We start from the raw sequence: 4352 nt of genomic DNA, 5'->3' as shown, positions 1-4352 counted from the left end.
GGCCCGAATCAGCATTAAGGCTGTTCATGACGGATCGGGCATCGGCGCCGCGATCATTGCCGCCGTGGCCTCTTCCGCTATGGCCCAATAGTTTGAGGTAATTGCAAAACTCCGTGTCATGCCCGAATGCTTTTGTCGGGCATCCATGATTTCAAATAGTTAAAAACAATACCTTATCAATTCAATGATGTTCAGACGCAAGGAACGAATCACGACCTCGCCGTGGGCGGCGCGCCATCGGGTCGTCACGAACGGGCCGATGACCGGCCGGTGGCGAAACGATGTTACCCCCTACCTGGTAGGCCCGATGGACACGATCTGCGAGCCGTCCGTTCGCCGGATCATCCTTATGTTCGCACCGCAGACCGGCAAGACGCAGGTCGCCTTCAATTTTCTGTGCCACATGATCGACCAGGACCCCGGCCCGGCGATGTATGTCGGTCCCGATGAAAAGGTGACAAAGCGGATCGCCAGGCGGCGGATTATCCCGACGTTCAGGGGGACGCCGCGAATCGCCGAGTTGCTGGGCGACGACGTCTCCGACACGACGACCCTTGCCGTCAATTTCACGAACGGCATGGATTTCATGATGGCCTGGGCAACATCCGCGGCGGAACTGTCTTCCGAATCGATCAAGTATCTGCTCCGCGACGAGATCGACAAGTTTCCCGATTTCTCCGGCAAGGAGGCCGACCCGCTGGCCCTCTCCGAGATCAGAACGAACGCATATCCATACACAAAGAAGATCATCGACCTGTCCACGCCGGCGGACGAGTCCGGATACATCGGCCGCGCCATAGAGCAGGACGCCGACGAGCTGCGCCGCTACCATGCGGTTTGCCCCCTCTGCGGCGCCCCCCAGGTAATGCATTTCGGGCAGTTTTCATGGCCAGGGAGCTGCCGCGATCTCCGCGAGATCGTTCGCCGACGCCTGGCCGAGTATCAATGCGAGACCTGCGGAATGTTCTGGGACGATCACAAGCGCGATCTTGCCGTCGCCAAAGGGTTCTGGCAGGCGGATGCGCCCGTCGAGCGCCCGCAGGTTGTCGCCTTTCACCTGCCGTCTTATTATTCGCCGTTCGTGTCGCTCTCCTCGGTCGTGGCCGCCTATCTGCGCGGGCTCGACGATCCCGGTAAATTGATGGTTTTCGTCACCCAGCACAAGGCGGAGGTCTGGAAGGAGGCGGTGATCTCCAAGAAGGAAAACGCCGTCCTCGCCTACCAGACGAAACTCCCCTCCGGCGTGGTACCCAACGGGGCGATCGCCCTCACCGTCGGTATCGATGTCCAGAAAAACGGCTTCTGGTTCGTCGTGCGCGCCTGGGCCGACGATCTTTCTTCATGGCTGGTTCAGTACGGATACATGACGACATTCGCCGATATCGAGACGCTCCTCTACCGGACACGCTATCCGATCGAGGGGCGGCCCGACGAAACGATGGGTATCTGGCACGCGGGGATGGATACCGGCGGCGGTCCGACCGACGACAATGTCTGGACCAAGACGGAGGAGGTGTATCAATGGATCCGCCGCCAGCCGCCCGGCCGGGTGTACGGGATAAAGGGATCGTCGCACCGGCAGATCGGCCGCATCCGCGTCACGCAGATCGACAAACTGCCCCGGTTCAACAAGCCCATCCCGGGAGGGCTCGAACTGCGCCTTCTGGATACCGATCAATTCAAAAAGCTTATTCACTGGCGGATGGACCGCAAGGAGGGGGAGACGCAACGCTTTCTGCTGCACGCCGAAACCGGCATCGATTACGCCCGGCAGCTTCTGGCCGAGGAGCTGGTAAAGGACCGCCGCGGCAAGGTTCACTGGAAGCAGATCCGCCGGGAGAATCATCTCCTCGATTGCGAGGTGATCGCCGCCGCGTGCGCGGACAGCGAATGGCTGCCGAGCCTCAAGATGCTGGCGACTTATATGAAGACGCAAAAAGAGCAGGCGTAGAACCGGGCCGCCGAAAAAAACCGCAGGAACAAAAAACCGAAGAAAACATGAGGTGGTAAATATGGGAACAACGGATACGGCATTGTCGGGCGCGAAGGCTATTTTGGAATATTGCAGTTCCATTTTATTGCCCCGCCAATGGGACTCTATTTTGAAACTGCATATCCAGGAGGAATTCCCTCTGACTAAAATCGGGGGGACATACGAAAGCGACAAGGACCTTATTATAGAATGGCGGAAAAATAGGGTCGCCAAGGGACTGGGGATTGCGGCACCGGGGAGGGCTGCTCTTGGGAAGAAACCGGCAAGGCCACGCCAGCGAAAGGAAAAGAGTTTATAAAATTCGACATTGCGAAAGAGGTTTCTGGAATGCAACGCAAAAGAACGGAAATAGCACCGGAACAAGTTCGGCGCTGCCGAGATCGTTCGTCCGAGGAGATTATCCCTGCTGAATTAATATCGTAAACGAGTTTACCAGTGTGGAAAGGTAAGGAGCGAGGCAGTAGTCACCGTTAAGTCAATATCCATCTTTCTGAAAACAAAAACAAAGTTGGCAATTTTGGTTATCGAGGTATATTATCGGATACCGTATGAAATGTGATATGTTCCAGTGGCTGGACAAGGCTGAGTCCAACTTCCTGAAGGCCACAAAACGCCATAGGGGGAAAACCCGCTTGATTTCCAGTGTTAATGATTGAAGGCATCCTCCTTGACACACGATTTCGTTTGTATTATATTCAATTTAGCCATGCTTTAAGGGGCGTTCTTGTAACGATCAAAGGATATAATGGCATTTGTTATATGATTGTTATCAACCGTGTATCTATAGGTAAAGAGAGGATGGTGCCATGACAAATTGTCGCCTATGTTCGGATCTTTTATACCAAGGCTCTGCCAAGTCTTGGAATGAACCACTATTCGAGTCTCCAAACTTCGTTGCGTTGCCTTCCCTGGGTGCTTTAGTCGAAGGCTGGTTGCTTCTTGTGCCCAAAAAGCACTTCATTTGTATGGGTGCTCTGCCGGACTCGGTTGCCACCGAAATGCAGGAGGTGAAGCATTTCCTATGCTCGGTTCTGCAACAATATTACGGGCAAGTTGCCGCATTCGAACACGGACCAAGCAGACCAAATTGCAGCGTTGGATGTAGTGTCGATCATGCACACTTGCATCTCGTGCCTGTAGCTTTTGATCTATCCTCTGCGGCGGCTCCATTCTTACCCAAAGACGTACACTGGTCCGCAGCGGGGCTCAAGGAATGCCGGACTGCCTTCGGTCAAGGTGAAGATTATCTCTATTTCGAACAACCCATTGGTGCTGGCCGCATAGCCAGACACAAAGATTTCGAAAGTCAGATATTCCGGCGTGCGATTGCAATGCAGACCGGAGCATTTAACCAGTTCAATTGGAGAGAATATCCACAGCTTCCCAATGTGTCGGCTACGATAAACAAATTGCGGACAAAGAATGGAAATGTGTTCTTATGCAAGAACCGGCTCGAAATCGCAGCGTGAATAATGAAGCGTTGATTCCGGGATTCGCACCATCAGATCCTACAGACGGTCGTGAACGTCTGGAATGGCGCTCAAAGTACTCGGAACCTGGTGCCAAGTGCGGCATCTGGTTTGAGGCTGCCTACCTAGCAGTCCTATTACTTGGCATACCGATTGCCATCGTGATTTCTTGGCTTGAATATCCTAAGGATTGGTTCGGATTGTGCGATCAAAAGTACAAACCTATCATGAAATACTCCATAGCATGGCTGAGTGGATCTTTGGGTGGAACACTCTTCGATGTGAAATGGCTTTATCATTCCGTTGCACGGCAGTTTTGGCATTTGGATCGTCAACTTTGGAGGTTTTTCACGCCACATATTTCTGGTGGCTTGGCGTTTGTAACGATTGCACTTATCTCGTCCCCTATTTTTCGACTCTTCGATCGCCAGGCAGTTGAATCACTTGCTTCAATCGTGAGCGTTGCTTTTTTGGTTGGCTATTTCTCTGATAACGCGCTTGCTAAGCTCAGGGAGATAGCTGAAAACATTTTCGGAACGAACAGAGCAAAGGAGGAGCACAAAGGCGGACCTAAGGCGGACAGCAATTGTTTAAGGACAAAAGAGAAAGATCACAAGGCTCGGGACGCCACAGCAGTAAATCCTTCGCCTTCAAGTATAGAAGTGAACGACATTGAAGATAGGAATACTGGCCCAAACTGAAGCGCAGCTAATAAGCACTTGTATGTGTTCTGAATTTCCCCGAGCCGTTCAGACCATAATATAACCTATAAGGATTGAGTCGACCCGCGAGGCAGTTAAATTGATGGCACGGACGTAATTGCGGGTCGAACTCAATCCATTGTTCAACAAGCCCGATCATATTATATAGGGTAATGATTAGATTGCGCA

Annotated in this window: 3 protein-coding genes; all 3 read left to right on the top strand. The window is 52.7% G+C overall.

Annotated elements, in window-relative coordinates; translation table 11 throughout:
- Positions 1-259: 259 nt before the first annotated feature.
- The 3 genes from M0P74_18020 (at position 260) to M0P74_18010 (ending at position 4163) form a co-directional block, all read left to right on the top strand.
- Positions 260-1951 (top strand): phage terminase large subunit family protein, encoded by a 1692-nt coding sequence (locus M0P74_18020; protein ID MCK9365484.1) that lies wholly within the window; start codon positions 260-262, stop codon positions 1949-1951.
- 848 nt (positions 1952-2799) lie between these two features.
- Positions 2800-3462: a hypothetical protein gene (locus M0P74_18015; protein ID MCK9365483.1), complete on the top strand. Its 663-nt coding sequence runs from the start codon at positions 2800-2802 to the stop codon at positions 3460-3462.
- Positions 3432-4163: a hypothetical protein gene (locus M0P74_18010; protein MCK9365482.1), complete on the top strand. Its 732-nt coding sequence runs from the start codon at positions 3432-3434 to the stop codon at positions 4161-4163. The genes M0P74_18015 and M0P74_18010 overlap by 31 nt, the downstream gene beginning before the upstream one ends.
- The last annotated feature ends 189 nt before the right edge of the window (positions 4164-4352 follow it).

This window comes from Syntrophales bacterium, from assembly GCA_023229765.1.
Classification (GTDB): Bacteria; Desulfobacterota; Syntrophia; order Syntrophales; family UBA5619; genus DYTH01.
Note: the sequence above shows the minus strand (reverse complement) of the source record. Positions and strands in the feature narration are given on the sequence as shown.

Excerpts from the sequence above, each read along its gene's own strand:
- M0P74_18020 (MCK9365484.1), top strand. The coding sequence starts at position 260 with ATGACCGGCCGGTGGCGAAACGATGTTACCCCCTACCTGGTAGGCCCG.
- M0P74_18010 (MCK9365482.1), top strand. The coding sequence starts at position 3,432 with ATGCAAGAACCGGCTCGAAATCGCAGCGTGAATAATGAAGCGTTGATT.
- M0P74_18015 (MCK9365483.1), top strand. The coding sequence starts at position 2,800 with ATGACAAATTGTCGCCTATGTTCGGATCTTTTATACCAAGGCTCTGCC.